Source organism: Psychroflexus gondwanensis ACAM 44, from assembly GCF_000355905.1.
Taxonomy (GTDB): Bacteria; Bacteroidota; Bacteroidia; order Flavobacteriales; family Flavobacteriaceae; genus Psychroflexus; species Psychroflexus gondwanensis.
Genome location: NZ_APLF01000006.1, coordinates 36,063 through 61,367, shown reverse-complemented (window position 1 = coordinate 61,367; position 25,305 = coordinate 36,063). Strand labels below are relative to the sequence as shown.

Genomic DNA, 25,305 nt, shown 5'->3' with positions numbered 1-25,305 from the left:
ATATATTAAGCTTTGGCTCTTTTCCGTGATGGATTTTTGGTTACCATAAAAACCCCTAGGAAAACGAGTATAGCAGAAATAATTTTTAACCCATTAAGTTCATCTGCTCCAGAAATAATGGCAAAGGCTATAGCAATAACAGGCTGTAAGTATACAAATACTCCAATAGTAGAAGCAGACAAGTATTTGAGTGCAAAGATGTTCAACAGGTAAGTTAAAAAAGTAGTCCCTACGATCACAAATCCGATTCGCCAAATAGCAGAAAAAGGCAAGGCTTGCCACTCTACACTTACAAACTCTGTCCAGCCAATGGGCAAGTTTATGATGATGGCAGTTAAAAACAACCAACGCATAAGTGTAACGGGGTGATAGGTTTTGGTTAAAGGCTTGGCAACAATTAAAAACATACCATAAGACATAGCATTGATAAAAATCATAGCGTTACCCAGCGGAATATTGGGAGCGTCGACTTGTTGTTGTACGCCAAATAGAATTAAAGTAAGTCCTCCAAACAGACCAATTACAGCTCCGGAGCCCTTAAGCCAGGTTATTTTTTCTCTAATCAACAGGGCAGACAATACAAATACCAAGATGGGAGTGATGGTTACAATTACAGAGCTATTAATTGGAGTGGATAAACTCAAGCCCTTGAAGAAAAACAACATATTGAGAACCATACCAAAAAGAGCGCTCAACAGCAGTCTTGGCCAATGCTCCTTTTTAATTTTTTCATTTTTGATAAAAAGACTCACGATCCAGAATAGAATACCAGCCCCTAATACTCTTATCACTATAAACCCTAGAGGCTGAACATAATCTGGCATTAAGCCTTTAGCCAACGTATGATTGATACCGAATATAGAGGTTGCAACTAAGGCAGCAATAAGTGCTAGAACTCGTTTACTCATGAAATAAAGACTTCAAAGCATCTACGGTGTGCTTATCATTTCCTATGAATATCTTTTCATCATAAATAAATATAGGTCGCTTTAAAAAAGTATAATGGGATAAAATGTAAGTTTTTATTTCTTCCTCCGAGAGGTTCTCATCTTTTAATCCCTCTTCTTTATATTTTTGAGCTCTCTTATTAAGAAGGAGTTCATAAGATCTTGTGAACTTAAAAAGGTATTCTAAGTCCTCTTCAGAAATATTATTTTTCTTAAGGTCTTGTAACTTTATATCCTCCGGTAAGGACAACTTACCTAAAATGCGATTGCAGGTATCACAAGTGGATAGATAGAATACTTTTTTCATTTTATGAATTTTGTTGAGTTTTTTTGTTTTTGAAAGTTCTGTAAACAGCATAGAGCACTCCGCCTACCAAAATATAAGGAAAAGCCATTAGGTAAACTATCCCATCGTTGATGGCTTGTGCAGAACCTTGATCTGCCTCAGACTCCAATACGGCTCTACACATAGAACATTGTGAACTGGCCTCAAAGACAAAAAACATAACCAATGCCACTGTAAGTAAAATTCTTTTTGCTTTCATCATGATCGTTATTTTAGTAATAGGGTAACATAAATAAGTAGACTAAAACCCCTGTTATAGCAACATACATCCAAATAGGAAAGGTCCATCTTGCAATTTTTTTGTGCTTATCATATTCACCCGTCAAGCCCCTATACATCGTAAAGAGAACCAAAGGGATGATTATTCCAGATAAGGCAATATGTGTAATAAGAATAAAAAAATAAAGGTACTTTAAAAAACCTTCACCCCCGAAAGGAACTGGATCGTTACTAATCTTAGAAATGACGTAACTAACTAGAAAAAGTGCCGACAAACCAAAAGCTGTGATCATCACGGTTTTATGCTCTACTTTTTTCTTTTGTTTTATAAATCTATAGCCAAGAAAAAGCAATATGGCTGTAAGTCCATTGATAACTGCATGAAAAAAAGGAAATGTCCCTACATCCAAACCAAGAAGGTTATAGCGGGTTGGTAGGTTCATAAGTATAATGACCACTACAGGAACAACGATGGAAAGACCAATAATGATTGGCACCATCGTTTTATCGGATTTGGTTAAGCTTGCTTTCATTTCAAAAGAATTTGAATGTCCTCCATCAAAATATCAATTTGCTGGGTTTCATGCCCTTCACCACTTTTATTATCGATAGGAACCGAACCTTGGTAAAAGATAATAGGATTTCCAGCTTCATCTGTTCTGCTTCGGATGTATCCTTCTTGGTCAATCAAAGCAAAGAAACCAGAATGCTCAAACCCGCCCTCTGCTTTCTCATCTTCGCGAACATAAATATTGAATCCCTTATTGGCAAGTTCATAAATTTTATCTTTATCGCCGGTCAAGAAATTCCAATGGGGATGCTTTACACCAAGCTCTTCTGCATGCTTTTTCAAAACTTCGGGAGTGTCGTTCTCGGGGTTTATAGTAAATGAAGCTATTCCAAAATTCATGTTACCATAAAACTGATCTTGTACCTCCAATAAATTTTCATTCATGATAGGGCAAATGGTTGGACATGTAGCAAAAAAGAACTCCACCACATAAACTTTACCGAGATAATCCTCGTTGGTAATGGGTTTATTATTCTGATTCACAAAGTTGAATTCAGGTACTTTTTTACGTTCGCCTTCTATTTCTATGTAGGATAAACTTTCCTTGGAATTACGGGCTAGATATTCACTAACCACCCAAATTCCAAACACTAAAATGACAAGTGATATTCCTACGTAGGAGTATTTTTTCATGGTCTTTTTTCTCTTTGCGCATTATTCTCTTTTAAAGCAAATCGATATTCTGCAAGAATGATTTTGACATCATCATTCATTTTATCGCTTACTTCTTTTATGTTACTTAAGTCGTAGGCGTATTTTGTGCCTTCATCTTCATCGTCACTTCTCCCTCTTAAGCTCATTTTCTTATCAATAATAAAAGCATAGGTTGATGAAAACTTATCGTCGAGTTTTAGATCAGATTCCAAACTTTCGAACACCTTTTTAATTTGGGCATCTGGTAGTTTAAGAAAAAACCATTCTGTAGCATCTGAAGTTTTATTGATTTCACTTCTAAAGTTCTCAATTTTCTCTTCTGAATTTGTTGCCGTTAGCGTAACGACTTGAAAATCATCAAACTTGTGGTAACGGTCATAGATTTTCTCTTTCATATTGAAAGCATGTACCTTTTTCACTTCGAAGTCGTTCCCGAAGAAAGTCAAGATTGTAATCTTATTGTCGAAGGTGATTTCGTCAGTTTCAAACTCATTCAAAAATGAAAGTTTCTCTTTAAGGACGGGGAGTTTGCCAAAACTATTGATCCCGCTAGAGAAAAATAAGTACGCCACTAGAGGAAGAACAAATAAAACAATGAGAACTGCGTATTTTTTCATGTGATAAAATTATTTACAAAAATAAAAAAGGCGGTTTTAGTAAACCGCCTTTTGAATTATATTTAACCTTCTTTTTTTAGAAATCCCAAGTAATATATCCCTCGGTATAGATTTCTTGAACATATGTCCCCTCTATCAATAGTATAGCTATCAAATAACTAATTAAAAATACACCAGTCCAGACGACGACTCTTCTCAAACTTGCCGCTTCATGTTCCATGTGCATAAATGCCCAAACGATATAATAGGCTTTCACAATAGTAAGCACAATAAAAATCCAATTGAGTAGAGATAAGGAAACCAAATCGTTATGTACCAGAAAATCTGGTTTTAAAATTCCTAAAACCACTTCTACTATAGTTAGTATGGACAAAATGATAAAGACTTGCCATATGCGTTTTTTTGCTCCCGCGTGCTTTGCGTGTGTTGTATCGTGTGCCATTATATTATAAATTCAATGTATTATTAATTAAACCAAGTAGAAGAATGTGAATACAAATACCCAAACTAAATCTACAAAGTGCCAGTAAAGACCAACTTTTTCTACCATTTCATAACTTCCCCTTTTCTCGTAAGTACCCACCAAAACGTTAAAGAAAACGATTATAAGAATAAGTACACCAGACAAGACGTGAAAGCCGTGGAATCCTGTAATAAAGAAGAAAAAACCACCAAATAGCGGTGCTCCATACTCATTTTGACTAAGATTAGCCCCTTCTATAACACCTACACCAGTAGTATTTAATTTCAATAAAGATTCTTCTCTAGTTAAAATTTCTTTTTCTCCTTCGTCTGTGATTTGCATGGTTCTAACCCGAAGAGTCTCATTAGCCTCAAATCCCCTCTTTACATCTTCTAAAGCTAAAGGATTGAAAGAATCTTCAGCTTTATACCAAATGCCATTTTTCTCTAAATGCTGCGTTCTATCTTTAGGTGAAGCCGTAGAAAATTCACCTAAAGCAATACGATCTCCGTCTGCATCTACAAACTGAATGATCTTTCCGCTTCTGGTTTCGACCGCTCCATATTCACCTTGAATAAAGTTTTTCCATTCCCATGCTTGGGATCCTAAAAAAATGACACCCCCTAGAATGGTTAATGCCATGTAGGTCACTACTTTATCTTTTTTCATCTCATGGCCAGCATCTACGGCAAGAACCATTGTGACAGATGAGAATATCAAAATAAACGTCATTAATGCAACATAATACATAGGTGCATCTACGCCATGTAAAAATGGAAAGTGATTAAACACTTCATCAGCTATTGGCCATTCTTCAATAAACTTAAATCTTGAAAAACCATAAGCTGCTAGAAACCCTGAAAAGGTAAGAGCATCTGAAGTGATAAAAAACCACATCATTAATTTTCCGTAACTGGCCTTTAGGGGTTTTTCTTCACCTCCTCCCCAAGCTTGTCCTTCTGTACCTGTTTTTGCAACGGTAGTAGCTTCCATAAAAATCAAATATTAATGTCTTACAAAAATAGACAAATTTCTTATTATCTCAAGAAATATAAAAACAAAAAGAGGTAAAGCCATAGCCCGTCTACAAAGTGCCAGAAGGTAACACCTAAGCGTAACCCTAGCATATTTCCTTTAGAATATTTCTTTTTAAAATGATTATAAATTACGACTAGCAAAACGATAAGACCTGCCAAGACATGGACGACGTGAGCTAAGACTAATACGTAAACGAAAGACATTGTAATACTACTGGCACTTCCCGTAAAATAATACCCTGCCTCTACGATCTCATTAAATCCAACAAACTGCATCACCACGAAAAGAACTCCTAAGATAAAAGTGAAAATTATCATAGTATTAGCCTTTCCTATATCACCTTCAGAAGTAAATTTTTTGGTTAAATGAAATGTAATACTACTTAAAAATATAACCAGCGTACTCCAAATAAAAACGTCTGGTAATTCATATTCTGTAAGCCAATCTGGCCTGTTTTTACTCACAACGTAGGCACTTGTTAATCCTGCAAACATCATCGACATACTTATGATGCCAAACCACATCATCATCATCCTTGCACGTTTGTGTTTTTCGTCTAAAACCATATTCTGATATATTTATCTGATACGTAAATTATTTGTATTAAAGTAATGTAAAACACGCTGGCCAGCATAAGCTGTCTGGCGTATTTAGTCTCTCGTTTTTGAAAAAGCTTGATCGCATAAAAAAGCATAATCAAGCCTAGTATAAACACTAAAACGGCAGAAACTATGGAAAGCTTTAAATCTCCTGTAACACCTAGCGCTGGTATTATCGAAACAATAAGGGTCCATATGGTGTAAAGGATAATTTGTATTGCTGTGCCTTTGTCTCTTTTACCAGTAGGTAGCATAAAAAAGCCTCCTTCCTTATAATCATCATACAGCCACCAACCTAAAGCCCAAAAATGGGGGAATTGCCAGAAAAACTGAATCATAAATAGTGTCCCCGCTTCAATCCCAAAAGAGCCCGTTGCAGCTACCCATCCCAACATAAACGGAATAGCTCCCGGAAACGCTCCTACAAAAACAGAAAGTGGAGTAATCGTTTTCAATGGAGTATAAACACTCACGTAAAGAAAAATAGATATAGCCCCAAACATGGCCGTTATAGGATTGATAATAAAAAGAAAAGACAATCCAATTAGGGTAAGCAGAGTCGCAATAGCAAAGGCTGTACTAGTGGTCATTGTACCCGATGGTAGAGGACGATTTTTGGTCCTTTTCATCTTCGCATCTAAGTTTTTTTCTATGATTTGATTAAAGGCATTGGAAGCCCCTACCATGGCATAGCCTCCTAGCGCTAATAATACGAGATGACCCATATTAAAAGTATCTATCCCTAATAGATAACCAGCAATTGAAGAGAATACAACACTAAGGGCTAATCTAACCTTGGTGAGCTCTTTAAAATCATGTATCCAGGAAGAAACTTGAGTATATGCAATAGAATCTGACAATATTCGAAACTTTTTGCAAAGATACGGCTAAAAAGTTTTTTTTAGGAAGCAGACGTTCGTTAATGTTTACTAAGTATTGGGTCAATAATCGTAATACCAGTTAAATATATCTGTCCTAAAGCCCAAGTTCACCCAAGTCGTATTTCTATCGAAGTTTATAGCATTATCTTGAGCAATATCAAACTTCCGGTGAATTAGATTCAGATAGACCTTTAGGTTTGTAGTTGGGTTCATTATAAATCCTACTTCCAACTCCCCGTAATAAGAGTTTGCCTTATTGCCTTGACCTATCTCGATACCGTCATCACCAATTCTTAGCCGTTCATCTCCAAGTAAATCTGAACCGTAAAAGGGGTCGCTATCCGCATTGGTTTCGAAACCACGTTCTCCAAAGATAAATTTGGCATGGCCATACCATCTGTCTTTCTTGTATCTTGAGATAAGGAGAAGTTCTCTAAAATTCGCTCCCCAAAGGTGAGCCATGGACTGATTATCGTTTGTATAATGAAGATTTAAAGTATTGTGCGAATAGGTATAAGGTCTCACTTGGTTATATTCTAATTGGAAAAAAAGTTTATCCACCTTAAAAGCATCCGCATACTTTACTCCCAATTGAAATCCAAATTTATTTTTCCAACTATTATTACCCGCGGTAACATCGTCTAAAGAAAACTCATCGATTAACCACTGTCCGTAAGTATTGATTTGATCTGTCCATTTGTACTTATAACTTAAACCGATAAGGGATTTACCAGATCTAGAGCCAGTTGTATATTCTACCATATTGTAGAATAGTATTGGATTGATAAAGTTCCAATCGAAACCTCGGTTAGGCTCACTTTCAAATAAAACGGATTCGAAGAGGCCAATATTAAGTCTCTTATTCACATTGTAGCTTAAATAATGTGTTGCCATATATTTGGTGAGAAAAGCACCCCCATCGGTGAGCGTATTTGGGTTTCTTAAAGACGACCATGTGTTGGTATACTTAAATTTCCAAAAGCTTGTATTCATCTTTACATAGGCGTTTGGACTCGCATTATCACTCATGAAAAGGGATCTATAACCATCTCCAATAAAATTATTCCCTCTTCCAAATTGAATATCTAAAAAGTCTGAAGCTTCATAGGTCAAATAGCCCTCCACAACTGGATAGTCGAAACCATCTCTATAAGGCTCGCCTATTCCTCGTCCAGGAATAAGGACTTGGCTGGAACCTTCTCTGCCGAGTTCGTTTGCTAAATCATTGTAATAGCCAGCAAACTTACCTTGACTTTCATAAATTACTGTGTAGAAGTTGAGCCGCTTCCCTAAACCACCCTGAAAAATACCTGCTCTGGTATTGTTGTAAGTAGTCAACGATTCTTCAAAATCTCTTCCTACTTGGAGGTATGCTGCAATGTCGAAAGTGAACCAGTAGTCTTCCCCTTGAATTTGAAATGTATTTTCATTGAATAATTTCTTACCGAACCATGTTTTTTTATCGTAAAACAAGGCCTCATTCTCTTCCTTAAAATCGTAATACGGTTGAACTTCAGTATAGCGATAAGGTTTAGACGCGGTATGGGCATTGGTCCCGATTTTATCCATTCGAGTTGTAAAGCGGTTATAAACTTCATGGGACAAAGGAATATTTAGACCGCTCTCATATTGTGGGTAAGTAAAATCTTTAATGGTAAGATCCTCTAATTCCTTTTGGTAACTCTCTAAAGGGTTTTCCTTTTCAGCTGTTGTATCAACAGGAATTGCTGGAGATAAGGGAATTTGAATCGGCATTCTAAACTGGACATAAGTGGGCTTCCCATTATAAGTCGCTGGAGTGATAGAAGGTAAGTCTTCGAAAACTCGCTCGAGTTCTATATTGAGTTCTTCATAATCTGAGTTGACATACAAAACTTGAAAACCTCCATCTTTATCAACTTCAAAAATAACTGTTGCTATCCCGTTATAGTTTTCCTTGGCAACGACTTCTGGCTCTTTATAATATTTGAAAATAAGGGATTTCAACTGAGTTTTGAAGCAAGATTCTTGGTCTGTTTTTAGGGTATCCTTACATTCTGGAAATGTGGGGTAACTTTCTGTTTGTGAAACAAAACTTTGGCCAAACGTAGAGAAGCCAATAAACAGAAACAGGAACGGGAAGTATTTCATTAATAGTGGATTGGATAGGTTTATAAATTTGATCTAAAAGTAATAATAAAAAAAATCCCGAATGTTGAATTCGGGATTTATTGAATTGTATTTAAATTAAATTTAATCTTGCACTTTAAAAGTTATAGGTAAAGAATATAATACCCCTACGTTTTGTCCACGTTGCTGACCTGGTTTCATTTTAGGCAGTTTTTTGATGACTCGTTCACCTTCAGATTGTAATCTTGGGTGAGGAGCTCGAGCGGCAACATTCACAATGTTACCTTTTTTATCGATTTTAAACTGAACGTATACCCTATTTATTCCACTTAATCCAAGATCTGCAGCTAAGCCAGTGTCAAAGTTTTTATTAACAAACTTGCTAATCTTTTGACTCATACAGTTTTTACGCTCGTCATTGGTATTAAGGCCTTCACATCCAGGAAAAATTGGAACGCTTTCAATAACAGCAAAAGGAACATCTCCAATTTCTTCTTCGACTTCTTCTACTTCTTCAACTTCTACAACTTCGTTTTGATCGGTTTCAGTAGATTCTATAACCACCTCCTCTACATCTTCGTCATCTTCAACCACCTCAATAACTTCTGGTGCAGGTGGCGGTGGTGGTGGTGGTGGTGGGGTCTTTTGGATTTCTGTAATTGGCACGTCTTCCTCATCTAACATGTCAAGATTTACAATACCAGTATCTATAGCATCGTTATCATAAGTTTTCCACTCGATCATGGTTAAAGTAATAGCGAGAACTACTACAAGTCCAATCTGAAAAAACAGAAAGCTTCTTTTAGTCAGATCTTTTTTCGGATTCTTTTTTGGTTCCATATTGTATTTTTAAATAGATTACTAAAGTATAAAAAAAATAAAATTTACTTTGAATTTGATTTTATATTTTCAAAAAACTTTTTTTAACTAGCATAAAGCAGAAAAAACTTACCCCTACAGCTATACTATTCGCTAAAATATCGAATATATCAAAAACTCTGTAGTCTGTAACACTTTCTTGAATTATTTCAATAATGATACCAAAAGCAATAATACCAAGAGAAATCAACAAATGCTTTTTTAACTGATCTCCACCTTTTTGCAACAAAGCAAGTAGCCAAATCGAATTTAAAACAAAGTAAGCTATAAAATGATACAATTTATCCTCATAACTTATTTGTAGTTTGGGAAGGCTACTTATATCTGAAATAGAAAGAATTAAAATACTTGCCGTACATAAAATAGCAGCAGGCAATAGTAATTGACTAGTCAGTATGAGCTTTATAAGCTTTCGCATCCATGAGTTCTTTAACTTCGTCGTGATCTGCTATTTCCATTTTAATCATCCAGCCTTTTTCGTAAGGCTCCTCATTAACCATTTCTGGTTCATCTTCTAGGTCTTCATTAAATTTGATGATTTTACCAGTTAAGGGTAGATACAAATCAGATACAGTTTTAACAGCTTCTACAGTTCCAAAAACCTCATCTTTATCTAAGGTTTCTCCAACAGTTTCGACTTCTACATACACAATGTCTCCTAGTTCACTTTGTGCAAAATCTGTAATTCCAATAGTAGCAGTATCTCCATCAATTTTGATCCACTCGTGATCTTTGGTGTACTTTAGGTTATCGGGTGTGTTCATTGTTAAGTTGTTTTAGTTTCCAAAATTATATCTCAATGTAAATCCTGTTCTAATGGTTGTTTGTGGAAATATCGTTGAGATTGCATTTTGCGAAAATACGTGATCGTAGAAAAATAAAGCGGTTAAATTTTTAGTAAATGCATAATCGGCTACAAAATTTATGGACCAAATGTCTTGACCCGAGGTTACACGGTTACTCAGCACATCCAAATTTCTAATAATTGTTTCATTTCTTCGTAAAGAGAGGTCTGCTTTTAAGTTCAAATCACTACTTAAAACCCTTGTATTTCCTTCAAATTGAGTAACAACAGTAAGGTCTTTAACTCTATACCCAAGTCCTACGATATACTCATCTCCCTTCATTTCAGTTAAAAGATTGTTATTGAAACTCAAAGATAAAGCTCTATCTCTTCTAATTTCAGCGAGAATACTCACTGAATTTTTCATTTCAAAATCCAATTTAACCAAAGGGCTAAATTCTTCTATCAAATTCACATTAGAGATAAAAAGTTCTGTTCTAAAGTTTCCATTTTGATCGGTATTGAAATCTCCAAAAGGATCTCTTCTATTAAATTCTAAATCGGTTTGAAATTGATTGACAGTATAAGAAGATCTATAGCCATGTTGAATAGAGAAGCGATTAAATGTTTCACGGAACCAACTTAACCTCATCAACCCAGTGTATTTTATATTCCATCCAGGAATAGGGATATCTCTAAAAGGACTCAAATCTTCTCCTTGGGGATCGGATCCTGTATATGCAGAAAGGAAGGATGGTAATAGAACGGCTTGGCTTGTTCTTCCAAAACCAATTGGATATCCATTTTCGTCTATATTATTAGGATCGTTTATATTTACCCCAGCTTGTTCTGCAAGTCTGTTGGCAACGATAAACCGATTTTCCCTAAAGGTTTCAAAATTCTCAGAAAATTCTTTGGTACTCGTATTAAAAGAAGTACGAATCATATTGGTCGAAATATTGAAATTCCCATAAGTGTTTGGAATAATAGAATTATACGCCATGGTCTCAGGGTCTACTCTGAAATTTTCTGTATACGTATCAGAATACATTCTATTGGCAATCAAATCTATTGTCATCCCGGGCAATACTTTCAGTCCCGCCTGTACATCCAATAGTTGATTATCTGTTCGTATATATTGTTCGTTGAAATCTTGATACATCGTTAACCATCCTTTTCTCGCAGCCTCTCGACGAATGTCGTTTTGGCTTCCAAAGGTAAATCCCGCAGTAGGTTTTAGGGTTCCTCCAAAACCAATATTATTGGTATAGCCAGGTAAGAAAATCCCTTTTGTATCAGAATAATTCACCTGTACTCGGTCCAAGACTGTCACTAGACCTATGACAGTATTTAATGCTTTATCCCCTACACTAAGTTCCGTTGGAGCGTTTTCTTGGTTATTTTGATTTTGAGGGTCTTGCCCTAAATTTTCAGTACCTCTTCTCCGACTTACATTTCGTTTGATTTGAGATGGATTTTGAGCTCTTTTTTTAGTTAAGCCAAGGTAATTATAAAAGCTAGACATGTTCAAATTGGAATTGATCTGATGTCTTGCAGAGTTTTGAACTGAATTTCCTAGATCTGGAATACCTTCTAGATTCCTTAAAATCTCAGATCCTTTAGTCCATAAGAAATCTCCAGTATAAGAATATTGGGTTTGAATAAATTTAAGAAAAGGGATTTTATTAAAGGGTAAGGTATAATTAAGCTGAAGTTGTTGGTAATGTCTGTTTGGAATTCCGATATCAAAGAAATCATCAAAAACACCTATGCTATTATCTTGAACGTTATTTTCATCGATGTAATTTCTCACAATCCTGTTGGTAGAGGCATTGAAATTGAAATTTAATGACTTCGTCAAATTATAATCAATAGCATATTGCCAATCGAAAAAATAATTTCTTTGAAATAATTTTGGAGTTCCTAAACTTCCTGGAGGAAGGTTAAATTCTCTAAATCTCAATTCGTTGTATTGCCTATTTATGTTTGCACCAGCAGTAATACTGTTAGGGAGCAAATTAATATTAAAATCTTTGAAGATGGCAAAATAAGGACTCTCAAAAAGGCCTATTTTCTCTAGGGGCTTAACTTCCAAAGGCTGAAAATTAAATCCATAAGTTAGGGCAGCATCCACATTCTGGTCTAAGGATTCTCTGATTTCAAAATCCCTATAATCAGTTTGATTGTAACTTGCGGATACTGTAAAGTTTTCGATGTCATAAGGCATTGGTGTTTTTTCTTGATTGGTCCTGTCTTTTCGTAAACCGATCACACTTATCCCCTGTCGCTTCGTATAGGTTTCTGCCTGTTCTGCAAATTCTGCTCTGTCTGCTTCATCTGCTGTATTATCGAGTAAGGTTTCTAGTTCAAGATCTCCGTAAACGGGATCAAATTGAGGAGTGATCAACTCTTCACCTCTATTATAGGTTAGTGGTATTTTTACCCCCCAATTTTCAGGCAAGACTTGGCCAAGGTTAAGGCCAGTCACTAGGTCGTATTGCTGGATATCCTCCCTACTCCTTTGGTTGGGTCCTTGTTCTATAGCCCCAAAGCCTATGGTACTTCTTCGACCACTTGCAGATACATTTGCAAAATCTGCAAAATTTGTATCTAGATTTAAGACTGCAGCCCAGCCGCCTTCGTTTTTAAGTCCTGTAAGTCTCATCTCATTAAACCAGACTTCCCCTGACACATTTTGATTGCTCGAGTTTTTTAACCCCAACATCATGACCCGTATATTTCCAAAGCTGGGATTACCAATAATTCCAACTTTTAATCCCTCATTGAAAGAGCCATCGACAGGATTTAAAGATTCATCGAAATAATTGAGTTCCAAATTACTTAAGTTATCATCACCAAGAACGGTAGATTTAATTTGTTGAAGTAAATCTAGAGGTAAGTTGAGATCATTTTCTAAAGGCCATATCCCCCGAGGAGAAAAATCTTGAGGATCTGTAACTTTAAGCGGAATCTCTATCTGGTAGTAATTATTTGTAAAGTCAATCCCCATCCTTATAAAGGCGGTTAATTGGCCATCTTGAAGCTGATTCTCTGGTGGTGGTAGCGCCTCTGCGTGGAGATACATTTCTAGGTTATCATATTGACGCATGTCAATTTGATAATTTTTGAAAACGGCTCTAGAATCCTCCGCTTCCAGATTTTTCACTCGTAAGGAAAGTGATTTTTCATCCTCTCGGATAGCCACGTTATTATTGACCAACTCTTCTCTTAAAACACCAGGGGGAGTCACATAATTGGACGTAATTTCCTCACTTACTGCTTCTACATTAAATTGAGTATTGCCCGTATTAGGATTTTGGCCGTCTGGAAGTACGGGTAAATCGTATGTGAAGTAATCTCCTCTTATCAACTCTAAAGTTCCAAATCTCAGAATGGTTTCTTGGCTGAAATCAGTCATAAACATTCTCATAAATCGAATAGATCGTAAATCACTTATCCCTCCAACAGCAAATTCTTCACTCGTCCTAAGAGGAACTCTAAATTGTATCCATCTCGCCTCTATTTCCTGTCCGTTTTGAAGTGTTGTGATCACCTCTTTAACGTCGGTGATATAGTCTGAATTGATCCCAGAAACAGAACTTGTATTATTCTCCACACTCATATTAGGAAAGACAGGAACCTCATATTCGTAGTAACTGTCAATAGTATTCATAGTATTATCCAAGTTGATGTCTTCCACATCTGGGAATGCAGAATTACCTCTATTGTTTTCAGTAACCTCTACAGGGCTATTCCCCTCCATTCCATTAAAGTTTCTGTATCGGTTTAAAAGATCTCCGTCGCCGTCAAGATAGTACTGGTAATCGTCATTTGAAGGATCTTCGAAATTGGCAAATGCAGGAAACTTTAGTGCTTCATCGCTATTGAGCAGACCGTCATACCCTACATCTTGATTAATTCGCTCTTGACCTTCCGTATCAAAAGCATAGACTAAAGACTGGTTACTAGGAACTTTCGAAAAATTGGTTGATAACGTATTCGAATTCCCCCCATCTTCTGGAAGACCATTTTCAAATTGTTTCCTTCCATCTTTTGAGACATCTTCTGTAATACTTCCAAAATTAAGAACAACTTTACCTCCGTTATTTCCGGCATTTTCAGGATAAATAAAAGGGTCCATGACCCAAAATTCAACAAACTCTACATTGGACTGCTCAAAATCGGTCGTTTGCAAGCCCCTCATAATACCTCCAAAGTTTTGCTCTGGATTGGAAAGAATATTATCATTTGAAGAAGCAGGGTTATAATTGTACATCCCTCTTTCGCTTGGTCTATATACCAGGTCCAAAGGAAATAAGGTTTGTATCTGACCTGGAACAATATCTACATTAGGAAATATTTCGTTCACAAGAACTCTCCTAGAATAGTATTGTGAAAGATCTTGATCGGTGACATCTGCTGGTCTTTGAGAGCTATAAAAAATAGGATCTATGGTATACCAGTTTAATTTAGCCCTATAATCATTAATACTTAAGTCGTCATTGCTATCAAATGTACCATTAGCATCATTTGGCCCTCGATATCCTACGGGAACACTCGCTAGTTTCCAGGACAAGGGATCAATAACTGAGATACTCGTTTGCGAACCCTCAAAGTCATCCACATAACTAGTGGCTTCCCCCTCAAAATCACTTGCTTTAGGAGTTCCAGGCCTTAAGTAAGCAAACTCTCCTCTCAAAGAAAAATTGGACTCCACATCTGTATCAATATTAGGCAGTTTGTTAACCAACCTAGTAAAAAAGGGAACAGTTGTATTATAATTGAAATTGACTCCGTAAATACTATTATTTATAGGTTCTGTCCCGTAATCTGCCTTTTGGGTAATTGGTCTTTCGTTTAAATTTAAATACGTACCTCCTAGCAATAATTCTTCGCTAAATCTATGTTGAACATCTATCCCGGCAAACCGTTTGGTTTGTCTTCCGAAAAGCGCATTATTTTCTGTAGATACTTGTATGGGTGTATCTGAAGCTAATAAAGCCTCATCTAGAATATTTACTCGGCCTAACTCATAATCAACCGTATAATCGATTCCTTCTTGTAGAGTCCGCCCTCCTGCAGTAACAGATACAGAACCTCTTGGAACGTTAAATGCTCCTATTGGGATGCCTCCTGTGCTAGACGCTTTATACCGACCTGCTAATTGAAATTTGTTCTGTTCTGCTCCGTCTTGTTGAGCTTGGATCTTTGTTGTAGAATATAGAGAGTTGAAAACATATTTAGTTTGATTCTCATTATAGGTTTCAGGATTATCGTAGTTCTCTGGACCAGTTTCTGGAGTCAAATCCAATTTATTAAAAAGATATTCACCAAAAGGTTCCACTTTGGTAAACTTGATAATTCCATTCTCAGGATCTATGGTGATTCCAGGAACAAAATCAAAAAAGCCATCGCCACCGTTCACAGGATCGGTATTGAGGTTTAACCTATCAAGGTCTAAGACTTGCAAAAGATTGGTTTCATCCACATCATCGGGCAACGGAGTTGTACTTCCAGGAGCTTGGGTGATAAAATTGACAGGCTGTGGATCTGCGTATAAAATATTAAATCTAAAACCGTCCTGCTCAAGCCCATTCGCCCCAAGACTGTAGAAATTTTTCATCATCAAGTCCCAGATAGGTTCTTGTACAATCGTAACTGGGCTCTTAAGAAGTTTAACAATTAAGTTTTGATTAAGCGCTATTTGCTCCCCTTGTTCTTCTGGATTCTCTTGAGTCTCTGTCCCAGGAGGTCCTCCGTTTGCAAATTCTCCAACTCTAAACACTCTCCCATCGGTTGTAGTATATTCAAAAGCAACCCCTAAAATCTCGTCATTATTTAAACGTTGGTTTAAAGAAATATAGCCGAGTTGTGTGTTTAGAAAAAACTCATTAGGCTGTAGTTCTCTAGCATTTTCCAGAATGGCATAATCTCGTCCTTCTGAAACAAAAGGGTCGGCAGCCCCAAAACCTTGTTGGATTGTTGCTATATCTCTTATTTGATTGTTCAAAATAGAGTTAGCTCCGCCATTTATTCCTTCTGGATTAAAAGCGTTGTTAGCATTATCAGGTCTTGCATTGGGATTTAATAAAAAGTTTGGAATTGGCGGAGCTATGGGGTTTCCTATATTATCGAAGAAAAGCCCTATTTTATCTGGCTCACTTTCACCCAAATCTTGGAGAGCCACAATATTTCTAGAATCTGAAATGGTCGCTGTATTATTAGTTCTATTGGTGATCCAAACCTGAACCCTAGTAATTTGTATTCTGCTATTGATAAAAGGATAATTTTGCAGAGCCTCATCATATTGGTCTCTAAAAAACTGAGATAAAAAGAAGTGCCTATTTTCATCATAATCCAAAGCGAATTTATCAAATTCTCTTACCGTTGCTCCACCTTGAATATTGACGCTTTGTCGTTCTGAATTCAATTCTGAGAAGACTCCAGTAATGGTTGTTTTTCCAAATTGCAATTGTGTTTTTACCCCAAACAAACTTTGTGACCCTTGGATAAGCGTACTGTTTAAGGGCATATTGACATTACCAACCTCAATTTTTTGAATAATGTCGTCTTCTGTAGGAGTATAATCCATTTTCACTTGATTCTGAAAATCAAATGTTGATTCAGTATCATATTCAGCATTTACCTGTAGTCGTGTCCCTACCGAAGCTTGAAGGCTCATGCTTATTCGCTGGTCAAAATCGAAAGTGAGGTTACTCTGGTTTCTTGGGGACAGTGCTGGGTTATCCTGCTTACTATACAAGATCCCCATATCTACAGCAACAGACCCTCTAGGATTAACTTCTATCTGATTTCCTCCAAATACAGATTGAAAAAAGGAATTGTTGACATAAAAAATTGGAATTAAATTTTTTTGATTTTCTTCATCTCCTTTGCCTAAAGCTGCATCAGATTTTTGTTTAAAATAGGATTTCATCTGTTCCTCTAGAACTAATGCTTCAAATTCTTCAGGTGTCAAAACCAAAGGGAATTTGGTGTTAACAGAGCCGATTTTTTCAGTATAAATATACCTATCCAAATAGGGATCATATTCATATTTAGAAACTATGCTAGAAGGATTAGGCATAGAAATGGTCCCATAAGTTGGACCTTGAGGTATAGAATCCTGTTCATCTTGAGCATAAATTTCTAAAGAAAAAAATACTAGAAATATAAGAAAAAAATAAGATTTAAAATTTATGTTAAGAGGCAATCTTTTTTGGTTCAAAAGTTTTACAGATTTTTTAAGGCTAGCTTTATTATATCTTCAACGTTAGCATCGGGATTATTATTACAAATTTTTGAAATAATTTTACCAGATTGTTTTCTGGTATAACCCAATGTCTCCAATGCAGAAAGAGCTTCTTCTTTATTGGAATTTGAAGGAGAATTTACAATTTCTGAGTATTCTTCAGAAGATCGTATTTTATCTTTAAGATCTAAAATGACTCTCTGAGCTGTTTTTTTACCAATACCTTTCACGCTCTGTATGGTATCCGTATCTTCAGTGGAAATGGCTTCTACCACCTGCTCTGGCGTTAATGAAGATAACATCATTCTAGCAGTATTAGCGCCAATCCCAGAGACTGAAAGCAGTTGACGGAAAACTAAGCGTTCTGCTTTTTCCATAAACCCGTACAAGGTATGTGAGTCTTCTTTGACTTGTAAATGGGTGTAAATGGTTATCTGTTCTTCCCCTTTTAAACGAGAAAAGGTATGAAGTGAAATGTTTACTTCATACCCTATACCATTACAATCTACCACAATGTGTGTTGGATTTTTTTCTAGCAATCTACCTCTAAGCTGAGTAATCATCTTAACTTAATTTTAGGAACCAAATGTAATAAAATTAAGTTAAGATATTGAGCAATCTTCTACGTGTATAAATCAATGAAAACCAACAACTTCTATAGTTTCCGTTTACTTTTTTGCTGAGCATCGACAACAGCAACGGCAGACATATTTACCATCTCATCGACACTAGCTCCCAATTGAAAGACATGGGCAGGCTTGTTCAATCCCATTAATATAGGCCCTATAGAGCCTGCGCTATTTAACTCTTTCATTAGTTTATAAGTCCCATTTGCCGAATCCAAATTTGGATAGATTAGAGTATTTACTTTTTTACCGTTCAATTTAGAAAATGGGAATTTATCTGCTCTCATCTTTTTATTTAAAGCAAAGTCAACTTGCAACTCTCCATCTACAGCGATTTCAGGAAAATTCTTATGTAAATAATCTACAGCTTCTTTTACTTTGACCGCGTTTGGATTTTTGGACGAGCCAAAGTTTGAGTAGGACGTCATCGCAATTACAGGTTCTATGCCAAACATCTTCACCGTTTTGGCTGTCATTTGAGCAATTTTCGCTAAGACTGTAGCATCTGGATTTATGTTGATAGACGTATCACTAATAAAAATAGGCCCTCGCTTAGAGTTCATCAAGTTTGTCGCAGCTACGTTGGTGACACCACTTTCTTTACCGATGAGTTCCAGGATAGGTTTTAATACAGAAGGATAAGCTCTTGAGTATCCAGAAAGCATAGCATCTGCATCTCCTTTTTCTACCATCATAGCAGCAAAATAGTTTCGCTCTCTTATAATCTTTTTAGCATCGTATAAAGTCACTCCTTTTCTACTCCTCTTCTCCCAAAGAGCTTCTGCATATTCATTCCTTTTTTTCTCTTCCTCATCAGATTTTGGATCGATAATAATGATGTCCTCGCCTTCAAATTCAATTTCGCTCATCAGTTCGAGTATCACATCTCTACGACCAAGTAGAATAGGCATCGCAATCTTTTCGTCGTAAACCTGTTGTGCAGCTTTTAAAACGTCTAGATGATCGGCCTCTGCATAAACAATTCTTTTAGGGTTTTGTTTTGCCCGATTAATGAGTAATCTAGTGATTTTATCCTCACTACCCATTCGCTCAAGAAGCTCTTCTTTATAAGCCTCCCAATCTGTAATTGGGTTTTGAGCAACCCCAGATTCTATAGCTGCTTTTGCAACTGCTGGTGGGATTTCTGCGATTAATCTAGGATCGAAGGGCTTTGGAATAATGTAGTCTCTTCCAAAGTTAAGACGCGTTTCCGCATAAGCGATATTAACTTGTTCAGGCACTGGCTCTTTCGCAAGTCTGGCTAAGGCTTTTACAGCAGCCATCTTCATTTCCTCGTTAATTTTGGTAGCCCGGACATCTAAAGCTCCTCTAAATATATAAGGAAAGCCAAGAACATTGTTTACTTGGTTGGGAAAATCTGTTCTCCCCGTTGCCATGATAACATCTTTTCTGGTTTCTAAAGCCAAGTCATAGTCAATCTCAGGGTCTGGATTTGCCATAGCAAACACAATAGGATCCTTTGCCATTGAAGAAAGCATCTCTGGCTTTAAAACACCTCCTATTGAAAGACCTAAAAAAACATCAGCATTTTCTAAAGCCTCTCCTAACGACCTAATCGTTCTTGAGGTCGCGAATTCTATTTGTTTATCTGAAAGATCTTCTCTCTCTTTGCTTAGAGCCCCTTTACTATCGAACATTACAATATTTTCTTTCCGAACGCCCAGTAACACATAGAGTTTTATGCAAGCAATAGCAGCAGAACCTGCGCCAGAAACAACAACTCTTACCTCCTCAATTTTCTTTTCTGCTAGTTCTAGCGCATTCAAAAGTGCCGCAGCAGATATAATTGCAGTTCCATGTTGGTCGTCGTGCATTACGGGAATAGGAAGTTCTGCCTTTAGACGTTCTTCGATTTCAAAAGCTTCTGGAGCTTTTATATCTTCTAGATTAATTCCACCAAAGGTTGGAGCAATATTCTTAACGGTATTTATAAAATCATCTATATTTTTGGTATCCACTTCAATATCGAATACATCTATGTCTGCGAAGATTTTAAACAATAGCGCCTTACCTTCCATGACAGGTTTTGAGGCTTCAGCTCCAATATCTCCTAGGCCTAGCACGGCTGTTCCGTTAGAAATCACGGCAACTAGATTTCCTTTATTGGTATATTTATAAGCGTTTTGTTTATCCTTTTCTATTTCTAGGCAAGGCTCTGCCACTCCTGGGGAGTATGCTAATCCTAAATCCCTTTGAGAAGAATGCTTTTTGGTTGGAACCACTTCAATTTTTCCTGGTCTTGGCTTAGCATGATAAACTAAAGCCTCTCGTCGCTTTCTCGGTGTACTCATAATGGTAGTTTGGCACTAAAGCATGTTTACTTTAGACATTAATTTGAGAAAACAAAGGTAAACCTTATGCGTTATTCTGAAAGAAATCCTCACCAATATTAGGATTAAAACTAGAGCTCCCTTCAGATTGAAGCTTTAAAGAAGCTAACTTCAATCCAAATTTCAAGCAATTGGTATAATTATGATTCCTAATATAAGAATATAAAAAGCCGGACCAAAAGGCATCTCCTGCTCCGGTAGCATCAACCACTTTTTCAATTTTTAGAGCATCCATGTGTATTATTTCTTCTCCTTTTACGGACAGTTTTACACCTTTGCTACCCTTTGTATAACAAATAGTATCAACTCCTAATTTATGAAAGTATTCAAACATTGTGTCGTCGGAAATGTTGCCCAATAAACGACGTTTATCATCTTCACTAATTTTAATTAAGGGGTTAAATGCGCAGAACGTTTCAAGAGTTGAAATTGCTTCCTGTTTGTTTGGCCAAATTATATTAGAGTAATTGATATCTATACTCAACTTACAGTTTAACCTATATGCCTTTTCGGCCATTTTCATTATAGTCTCTCTAGCTGGGTTTTTACTCAAAGCAAAGCAGGTGGTATGAAACACCCTTAGCCCCAAAAAAGAAACATCTTTAAATTGACTCAGAATAATTTCGTGATCTGCTTCCCGGTAGGGAATAAATTCTGGAGTTGCATCTGTCTTCGAAATAAAAATAACACTCGTTGGCTTCAATACTGAAGTCCTAACATTTGAAACATCTATATTTGAAGCTTGGAGTCCTTCTAAGATATAATCGCCCAAACCATCTCTACCTAAAGTTGCTACTAAGGCAACTTTTAATTTTAATTTTGCTAAATTCAAAGAGACATTAGTAGGCGACCCTCCCAGATGTCGCTGATAATTGCCGGTTTTGCTAATACTCCCTATTTCATGGCCAATAAAATCGACTAAGGCTTCTCCTACACAAATAATATCTAGTTGGTTATTCAACATTTTCTAAAGTATTAGGGTATTATGTTTTAAGTTTTGTTCCAAAATGATTTCGGCAGCAGCACTCCAAGCACAAAGAGGAACTCCGTTGGGATTTCCAGTCTTGGAATCAAAGTTTTCATAAAACTTCCAATCTTTCTTAGCATTTAGATCTTTAATAAGCCTTAAAACTGTTTCTGCCGAATCTCTGTAATTAGCTTTTAAAAGTGCTAAACCATAAAATCCGTTTATCATTTGCCACGTCCCCCCATTATGAAATTGATAAGGATAATTCCTAAATTCATAAGCACAATTGTTTTGAAGAAGCTCCCATTCTTTATCTTCCGGAGTGATAACAGGCCAGAATGCTGGTAATAATTTTAGCTTGACTTCTTGTCTTAAATCTTCAGAATAATTGATTAACTCTTTTTGGTCTTTTTCGCTTCCAATCCCTAATAATAGGGCTAAAGCATTACCAAAGGCATCAAATTGTGTTTGGTAACCTGCCGGTTCTAGTGATGCCACCCAGTACTTTGTTTTTTTCAAACTGCTATAAGCCTTAGGGTGGTAAACCTCTTCAGATGTGTCTTCTCTCTTTTTGAAATTAATCTGAATTTGATTCAGAATAGCTTCTTGTTTCTGAGCTAAATCCACATGATGTTCATGATACAAAAACGAACGTAAAGCCCAAACCCTCAATACTTGGTCGTATAGGGTGAATCCTTGGGTAGGGTATTCGTCTGCCCAATTTCCACTTCGCGGAACATACATCAAATGCTTGAAATTGAACTCCCAAGTTTCCATTAACCTAAAAGCTTTTAACATATGTGGTTTAAGACGATCAAAAAACGAAGCGTCATCTTGAGAATAACTGTACTGACAGACACCAATAATAAACCAAGCTAGAGTATCTACACGTGGAGCTAATCCTCCAAAGCTTAATTTTACAATATCGCCTTGAAATTCGATATTGGAAGGTATATTTCCAAACTCATGTTGGTGCTCTGCTAGGTTAAGCAAGGTATGTTTACCAACCTCAATAAGCTGCTTATCTCCACTGGACAAGGCTGCTAAGGTACAAATAACACCATCTCTAGCCCAAATTCGCTTATAGTTGGAAATATCAGATGAGCTTGCTAAAAAACCTTTGTCTGTCGAGACCTTTCTCAATAATCCTAATGCTTTCTCATTCATAAATTTTAGTCAACTGGTAATTATGTTATAACTCAACAAAGAGTTATCAATTTTTGAATTCATCTAAATTACAGATTTTAGGTCAAAGTCAATTATTTACTAGGGTATTTTATAGTTGATTTTCCGAGGTCTACCTTTAGCTTACTTGAGAATTTTGAAGTTTATTTTCTTCTATTTTATCAAAATTTTTTCTTGAATGTGATACCTTTTAATAAATCAATTAGCATTTTCATTAACACCATTTTCTCAGTAGAAAAAAGTAAAGTCATAATAGTATTTCTTAAATGCATTTTGAGTAACTTTTTTGTGTCTAGCTAATTAAGTTAACTCAAGCTATATATTTTAAATGTGTTTTAATAAATGCATCTGTAATCTCGTTGCCTTTTATAAAGTTTTATGAGAGAAGTAGTGACACTAGTCTCTCTACAATCCACCAACCTTGTTTTAAAATGGGAAAAAGGCCTTTAAACTTTTACACAAACAAATTCAGCAGAAAAAAGAGCTCCTCACATCATCCATAGAAGAAGTTGAGATTTCTACAAAACTAATTATCAGAAATTCTTCTGTAAAATAATCACTTCGTTTTAATATAGTTCATATTCCTCTTAAGGCCCTCGTATTTAGTTCGCTTAACGGCCGATTTCCTAAAGATTTCATTAAAAACGTCTTTGGTGATCTCTTCCCATTCCTTTTTATCATACTCCAGTAAATCTGGATGTGGATTAAAAAGGGGTTCGTTATGAGGCTTACTAAAGCGATTCCATGGACAAACATCTTGACAAATGTCACAGCCAAACATCCAGTCTTCAAATTTATCTTGGTAGCCTTTGGGGATATTGTCTTTTAACTCTATCGTAAAATAAGAAATACACTTACTGCCATCCACTTTATAGGGTTCGTAGATTGCCTCTGTGGGGCAAGCATCTATACATTTTGTACAGGTACCACAGTGATCGGTCACTGGTGTGTCATACTCCAGTTCGATATCTAAAATCAATTCAGCAATGAAATAGAAGGAACCTGTTTGTTTAGTCAATAGATTAGAATGTTTACCGACCCAACCCAGACCACTTTTTGCAGCCCAAGCTTTTTCTAAAACAGGCGCAGAATCTACAAAAGCTCTTCCTCCAATCTCTCCAATCCCTTCAGTAAGGCTTTCCATTAACGTTTTTAACTTGGCTTTAATAACGTGATGATAATCTTTGCCGTAAGCATATTTGCTAACCTTGTAAGTAGCGTCCTTTTGTGTTGTCTCAGGAAAATAATTATAGAGTAAAGAGATAACACTTTTAGATCCTTCAACAAGCTTAGTAGGATCTAAGCGTTTATCAAAATGATTTTCCATATACCTCATTTCCCCGTGAGCATTTTGCTTTAGCCATTGCTCCAATCGCGGGGCCTCCTCTTCTAAAAATTCAGCCTTAGAGATGCCACAGGATAAAAAACCGAGCCGCTCAGCTTCAGCTTTTAAAAATTGAGTATGAGTCTGTTTTGAAGTAATAGGATTATCGTTTAGAGAATTTGACTATTGCATTTTTTGGCTTAAGGCTAATAAGAGGTTGAATTTCAATCTCTTTATTGACTTGTTCGATCTTATAGGTTTTTAGCAATCGATGTATGGTTAACATGATTTCGTACATTGCAAAATTATTGCCTATACATTTTCTGGGTCCTGCTCCAAAAGGAAAATAAAAGTTACTTACGCTTCTCGATGCCTGAAACCGTTCTGGCTTAAATTGAGTCGGGTTTTCCCAATTCGAAGCATTTCTATGAATTTGGTGTACAGAAAAAAGTAGAGTGGTTCCTGGTGGTATTTCAAATCCTTTGAAGGAGTCTCGCTCAATATTCTGCCGGTCTATAAAGTAAACTGGTGGGAAAAGACGCATGGATTCCTGTATGACATTGTCAGTATACTTGCTTTCTTTCAGAATATCAAAGAAAGAATGGTCCACAAGTTGATCTATTTCTGAAACTAATTTTTCTTGAACATGTTCCTCTTGACCTATTAGTTGGATCGTAAATGACAAGGCGTTGGAAGTGGTTTCGTGGCCAGCAATAAATAGAATTAAAATCTCATCAATCAATTGTTCTTGATCCATCTTAGAACCATCCTCATAAGTCAAAGCCATGAGCATGTCCAGTAAATCTTTACTTTCAGAGTCAGAATTTTGTCGTCTTTTAATAATACCTATAAGCAAATCTCTAGCCTCTTGGCTTAAGTTCAAGTTTCTTTTTAATTCCCCGCTTAAAACAAACCACCATTTTTTGTAGGGTTGCCTTAATTCCTTAACCAGCATTTTTTGAGTTTCCTCTGTAATATGTTGTAATCGCGAAATTTCTTCAGCATTTATAGCATCACTAAATAGACTTTTTACCACTACTTTAAAAGCAAGATCATTAAATATCGGAAAGATGTCTATAGGAGTGTCGACCTCTATTCGTTCTAGTTCTTTATCTATAGCTTCTACCATGACCTCCAAAAGCGAGTAGAGATTTTTTTTGTGGAAGGCTGGCTGAATCAATTTTCGTTGGGTTTTCCAATTTTCTCCCTCAGAAGTCAATAGCCCGTGACCCACATATTTGGCCAAATCTTTGGTTTGGATATCGGTTTTCTTAAAATTCTTTTGGTTATCCCTTAAAGCATAGATGGCAAATTCAGGATCTCTAGAAAAAACGACTGAATTGCCTAAACCTAGGTTTAATCTAAAGGTGTCTCCTAAGGCTTCGAAGTTCTTTTGATGAAAGGGCAATGGGTTCTTTAGAATATTACCCGCGTGTTTTAAAAAGTCAATTACAGGAACCTCAGGAAAATGGGTGAAAGATGTCATAAGTGTT

At 36.3% G+C, this 25,305-nt stretch carries 21 protein-coding genes; all 21 read right to left on the bottom strand.

What is annotated here, in order from left to right; translation table 11 throughout:
• Positions 1-5: 5 nt before the first annotated feature.
• A complete protein-coding gene (locus tag PGOND44_RS07435; RefSeq protein WP_003439248.1) occupies positions 6-908 on the bottom strand; it encodes a DMT family transporter in 903 nt (300 codons plus the stop codon).
• Complete coding sequence (locus PGOND44_RS07430; RefSeq protein WP_003439245.1) at positions 901-1,254, bottom strand: arsenate reductase family protein; 354 nt, start codon at positions 1,252-1,254, stop codon at positions 901-903. Before PGOND44_RS07430 ends, PGOND44_RS07435 begins: the two co-directional genes overlap by 8 nt.
• Position 1,255: 1 nt before the next feature.
• Positions 1,256-1,492, bottom strand: coding sequence for a hypothetical protein (locus PGOND44_RS07425; protein WP_003439242.1), 237 nt, complete (start codon positions 1,490-1,492; stop codon positions 1,256-1,258).
• Between the two features lie 13 nt (positions 1,493-1,505).
• On the bottom strand, positions 1,506-2,045 hold the full coding sequence (locus tag PGOND44_RS07420) for a DUF420 domain-containing protein (RefSeq protein ID WP_003439239.1): 540 nt from the start codon (positions 2,043-2,045) through the stop codon (positions 1,506-1,508).
• On the bottom strand, positions 2,042-2,716 hold the full coding sequence (locus PGOND44_RS07415) for an SCO family protein (protein WP_003439237.1): 675 nt from the start codon (positions 2,714-2,716) through the stop codon (positions 2,042-2,044). The genes PGOND44_RS07420 and PGOND44_RS07415 overlap by 4 nt, the downstream gene beginning before the upstream one ends.
• A complete protein-coding gene (locus PGOND44_RS07410; protein ID WP_003439235.1) occupies positions 2,713-3,354 on the bottom strand; it encodes a hypothetical protein in 642 nt (213 codons plus the stop codon). The genes PGOND44_RS07415 and PGOND44_RS07410 overlap by 4 nt, the downstream gene beginning before the upstream one ends.
• A 76-nt stretch (positions 3,355-3,430) precedes the next feature.
• On the bottom strand, positions 3,431-3,796 hold the full coding sequence (locus tag PGOND44_RS07405; RefSeq protein WP_003439234.1) for a cytochrome C oxidase subunit IV family protein: 366 nt from the start codon (positions 3,794-3,796) through the stop codon (positions 3,431-3,433).
• 27 nt (positions 3,797-3,823) lie between these two features.
• Entirely contained in the window at positions 3,824-4,810 is a 987-nt protein-coding gene (locus tag PGOND44_RS07400) for a cytochrome c oxidase subunit 3 (protein ID WP_003439232.1), read from the bottom strand.
• 44 nt (positions 4,811-4,854) lie between these two features.
• Complete coding sequence (locus tag PGOND44_RS07395; RefSeq protein ID WP_003439228.1) at positions 4,855-5,421, bottom strand: cytochrome c oxidase subunit 3; 567 nt, start codon at positions 5,419-5,421, stop codon at positions 4,855-4,857.
• Positions 5,412-6,314 carry a heme o synthase gene (cyoE, locus tag PGOND44_RS07390; RefSeq protein ID WP_003439226.1) on the bottom strand — a complete coding sequence of 301 codons (903 nt, stop codon included), beginning with the start codon at positions 6,312-6,314 and terminating at the stop codon, positions 5,412-5,414. Before cyoE ends, PGOND44_RS07395 begins: the two co-directional genes overlap by 10 nt.
• An 81-nt stretch (positions 6,315-6,395) precedes the next feature.
• A complete protein-coding gene (locus PGOND44_RS07385; protein WP_003439220.1) occupies positions 6,396-8,465 on the bottom strand; it encodes an energy transducer TonB in 2,070 nt (689 codons plus the stop codon).
• 102 nt (positions 8,466-8,567) lie between these two features.
• Positions 8,568-9,284, bottom strand: a complete 717-nt coding sequence (locus PGOND44_RS07380; RefSeq protein ID WP_003439218.1) for an energy transducer TonB — start codon at positions 9,282-9,284, stop codon at positions 8,568-8,570.
• 61 nt (positions 9,285-9,345) lie between these two features.
• Positions 9,346-9,699, bottom strand: coding sequence for a VanZ family protein (locus PGOND44_RS07375; RefSeq protein ID WP_040555892.1), 354 nt, complete (start codon positions 9,697-9,699; stop codon positions 9,346-9,348).
• Between the two features lie 10 nt (positions 9,700-9,709).
• Positions 9,710-10,087 (bottom strand): glycine cleavage system protein GcvH, encoded by a 378-nt coding sequence (gene gcvH / locus PGOND44_RS07370; protein ID WP_003439215.1) that lies wholly within the window; start codon positions 10,085-10,087, stop codon positions 9,710-9,712.
• 12 nt (positions 10,088-10,099) lie between these two features.
• Entirely contained in the window at positions 10,100-17,335 is a 7,236-nt protein-coding gene (gene sov / locus PGOND44_RS07365; RefSeq protein WP_003439213.1) for a T9SS outer membrane translocon Sov/SprA, read from the bottom strand.
• A 5-nt stretch (positions 17,336-17,340) separates the two neighbouring features.
• Positions 17,341-17,922 carry a Holliday junction branch migration protein RuvA gene (gene ruvA / locus PGOND44_RS07360; RefSeq protein ID WP_003439211.1) on the bottom strand — a complete coding sequence of 194 codons (582 nt, stop codon included), beginning with the start codon at positions 17,920-17,922 and terminating at the stop codon, positions 17,341-17,343.
• Between the two features lie 92 nt (positions 17,923-18,014).
• Positions 18,015-20,297, bottom strand: coding sequence for an NADP-dependent malic enzyme (locus tag PGOND44_RS07355; RefSeq protein ID WP_003439207.1), 2,283 nt, complete (start codon positions 20,295-20,297; stop codon positions 18,015-18,017).
• 64 nt (positions 20,298-20,361) lie between these two features.
• On the bottom strand, positions 20,362-21,300 hold the full coding sequence (locus PGOND44_RS07350; RefSeq protein ID WP_003439205.1) for a carbohydrate kinase family protein: 939 nt from the start codon (positions 21,298-21,300) through the stop codon (positions 20,362-20,364).
• A 3-nt stretch (positions 21,301-21,303) separates the two neighbouring features.
• Positions 21,304-22,470 (bottom strand): glycoside hydrolase 100 family protein, encoded by a 1,167-nt coding sequence (locus PGOND44_RS07345; RefSeq protein ID WP_003439202.1) that lies wholly within the window; start codon positions 22,468-22,470, stop codon positions 21,304-21,306.
• Positions 22,471-23,044: 574 nt separating this feature from the next.
• Positions 23,045-23,971: a tRNA epoxyqueuosine(34) reductase QueG gene (gene queG, locus PGOND44_RS07340; RefSeq protein ID WP_040555890.1), complete on the bottom strand. Its 927-nt coding sequence runs from the start codon at positions 23,969-23,971 to the stop codon at positions 23,045-23,047.
• A gap of 4 nt (positions 23,972-23,975) precedes the next feature.
• A complete protein-coding gene (locus PGOND44_RS07335; protein WP_040555888.1) occupies positions 23,976-25,298 on the bottom strand; it encodes a cytochrome P450 in 1,323 nt (440 codons plus the stop codon).
• Between the last annotated feature and the right edge of the window lie 7 nt (positions 25,299-25,305).

Excerpts from the sequence above, each read along its gene's own strand:
- PGOND44_RS07335 (WP_040555888.1), bottom strand. The coding sequence starts at position 25,298 with ATGACATCTTTCACCCATTTTCCTGAGGTTCCTGTAATTGACTTTTTA.
- gcvH (WP_003439215.1), bottom strand. The coding sequence starts at position 10,087 with ATGAACACACCCGATAACCTAAAGTACACCAAAGATCACGAGTGGATC.
- PGOND44_RS07410 (WP_003439235.1), bottom strand. The coding sequence starts at position 3,354 with ATGAAAAAATACGCAGTTCTCATTGTTTTATTTGTTCTTCCTCTAGTG.
- PGOND44_RS07435 (WP_003439248.1), bottom strand. The coding sequence starts at position 908 with ATGAGTAAACGAGTTCTAGCACTTATTGCTGCCTTAGTTGCAACCTCT.
- PGOND44_RS07430 (WP_003439245.1), bottom strand. The coding sequence starts at position 1,254 with ATGAAAAAAGTATTCTATCTATCCACTTGTGATACCTGCAATCGCATT.
- PGOND44_RS07395 (WP_003439228.1), bottom strand. The coding sequence starts at position 5,421 with ATGGTTTTAGACGAAAAACACAAACGTGCAAGGATGATGATGATGTGG.
- PGOND44_RS07345 (WP_003439202.1), bottom strand. The coding sequence starts at position 22,470 with ATGAATGAGAAAGCATTAGGATTATTGAGAAAGGTCTCGACAGACAAA.
- PGOND44_RS07350 (WP_003439205.1), bottom strand. The coding sequence starts at position 21,300 with ATGTTGAATAACCAACTAGATATTATTTGTGTAGGAGAAGCCTTAGTC.
- PGOND44_RS07380 (WP_003439218.1), bottom strand. The coding sequence starts at position 9,284 with ATGGAACCAAAAAAGAATCCGAAAAAAGATCTGACTAAAAGAAGCTTT.
- PGOND44_RS07400 (WP_003439232.1), bottom strand. The coding sequence starts at position 4,810 with ATGGAAGCTACTACCGTTGCAAAAACAGGTACAGAAGGACAAGCTTGG.
- PGOND44_RS07415 (WP_003439237.1), bottom strand. The coding sequence starts at position 2,716 with ATGAAAAAATACTCCTACGTAGGAATATCACTTGTCATTTTAGTGTTT.
- PGOND44_RS07355 (WP_003439207.1), bottom strand. The coding sequence starts at position 20,297 with ATGAGTACACCGAGAAAGCGACGAGAGGCTTTAGTTTATCATGCTAAG.
- ruvA (WP_003439211.1), bottom strand. The coding sequence starts at position 17,922 with ATGATTACTCAGCTTAGAGGTAGATTGCTAGAAAAAAATCCAACACAC.
- PGOND44_RS07405 (WP_003439234.1), bottom strand. The coding sequence starts at position 3,796 with ATGGCACACGATACAACACACGCAAAGCACGCGGGAGCAAAAAAACGC.
- PGOND44_RS07425 (WP_003439242.1), bottom strand. The coding sequence starts at position 1,492 with ATGAAAGCAAAAAGAATTTTACTTACAGTGGCATTGGTTATGTTTTTT.
- PGOND44_RS07420 (WP_003439239.1), bottom strand. The coding sequence starts at position 2,045 with ATGAAAGCAAGCTTAACCAAATCCGATAAAACGATGGTGCCAATCATT.
- PGOND44_RS07385 (WP_003439220.1), bottom strand. The coding sequence starts at position 8,465 with ATGAAATACTTCCCGTTCCTGTTTCTGTTTATTGGCTTCTCTACGTTT.